Source organism: Pseudoalteromonas sp. Z1A6, assembly GCF_011378745.1.
GTDB classification, from domain to species: Bacteria; Pseudomonadota; Gammaproteobacteria; order Enterobacterales; family Alteromonadaceae; genus Pseudoalteromonas; species Pseudoalteromonas arctica.
Map to the genome: position 1 here is coordinate 1 of NZ_WTKW01000527.1, position 1,945 is coordinate 1,945.

The window sequence follows — 1,945 nt, forward strand, 5'->3', positions numbered from 1 at the left end:
AAAAGTGAACCAACTATCACTTCCAGCACTAAATAAAAGCTCAGAACTACAAGCCGAATTTATTTTAATGAGTAAAGCCGCTCAAGCGAGTTTTTACACTACTTCTGCAAATGAACTAGCCCCCATTAAAAAGCAAGTTTTTGAGCAAAAGCAGTTATTCAATACCCTTCATCGCGAACTTCAAGACGTAGTAAAAAATGATGCAACGCTTAATCAAAGTAGCCAAAATGTAGAAAAAACCTACTTAAGCTTTTTAAGCACAGTTGAAAGCTTGTTAGAAGATAAAAGCAAACAGCTAGCATTAAACAAAACATTAAAAGCACAATTAGAAAATATAGAGCTAAGTGCAGAAGATGCCAATTCTGTTGTACTCGATATTATTGACATTGGCGGTTTTGAGCAAAACCACCCTCGTGCTTATCAAGCTGCAAACAATTTAGAAAATAACTTTATGTCGGTGGTAAGTAACAGCACTGATATGCTAACTGTTAAAACGCTTAATACACTCGATATTGTTAAAAACGAGCAAACCTATTACCTAGAAGAAGTAACGCGTACCATTGCCTTAATTAAACCGGCTATTGAGCAAACTCACAGCGATTTATACTCAAGCTTAAAAGAAAATGTTGATACTTTAGAAAACAATATAAAAGGTAGTAGTGGTTTAGCTGCAAACAAAAAACGATTAATTGACTCTATTACGCTAACAGAGTCAGAGCTTGCCCAGTCAGAGCAAGCCACCAAAATGGCACTTAACCAAATTGACGAGTTAGTTAATCAAGCAAGTGACGTTGCCTTTAAATTACAGCAAGGCGTACGCAGCGACGTAGACTCAGCAAACTTATGGACGTGGGTTGGTATGATTATAGCCACTCTTTTAGCTGTAGCGATTGCTATTATTACTGTTAGCCGTATTACTAAACCACTTGCTGAAGTTAACCGAATTTTAGATATTGTTGCCAGTGGCGACATGACACAACGTTTAGACGACAGCGCTAAAGACGAATTTGGCGAACTATCTAAAAGTTGTAACACCTTAATTGATAACTTACGCAGTCTCATTAAAGGCATTATTTCGCGCTCTACTCAGTTAGCTGCAGCATCAGAACAAACATCTGCAATTACAGCCGAATCAAGCCAAGCAATTCGTAACCAACAAGCACAAGTTGAACAAGCCGCCACTGCAACAACCGAAATGAGCAGTACATCGCAAACGGTTAGCAACAGCGCTCAACAAGCACTTAGTGAGATTAAAAATGCTGATAAAGAAGCTGAGCGCGTTAAAGGTATTTCGAATAACAATAAAGCCACGATTGAACAGTTAGCGCGTGAAGTAGACGACGCCTCACAAGTAATTAATAAACTACACCAAGATAGCGCATCAATTGGCAGCATTTTAGATGTAATACGCGGAATAGCGGATCAAACTAACCTACTTGCACTAAATGCCGCAATTGAAGCGGCACGTGCTGGTGAATATGGCCGAGGCTTTGCTGTTGTAGCTGACGAAGTACGCTCTCTTGCGAGTAAAACTCAAGAGTCGACCCAAGAGATACAATCAATGATTGAGTCTCTTCAAACAGGCGCAGAAGCTGCAGTAACGGCTATGAGCAAAGGTAAGCAACGTGCGGTATCGTGTGTTGAGCAAACCGACTTAGCAAGTAGCGCACTTGATTCAATTACATTTGCGGTTTCGCAAGCTCACGATGTAAGTGAAGAAATTTCGACTGCGGCACTTGAGCAACAACAAGTAGCGCAAGAAATTAGCGAACGCCTTGAGTCGATTGTAGCCATTGCAGAGCAAACAGCCGAAGGCGCAAACCAAACTAATATCTCAAGCTCAGAAGTAGCCAAACTTGCCGAAGAGCTTCGCTTATCGGTAGACGAATTTAAAGTTTAAGTTTACTAAAACGATTAAAAAACCCCGATGGTACTATGTACCATC

General features: G+C 40.3%; 1 protein-coding gene. It reads left to right on the forward strand.

From position 1 onward, the window contains the following. Nucleotides 1-1,900: methyl-accepting chemotaxis protein (locus GQR46_RS19160; protein ID WP_240922931.1), on the forward strand; the 1,900-nt coding region annotated here is incomplete at its 5' end. Nucleotides 1,901-1,945: the final 45 nt, after the last annotated feature.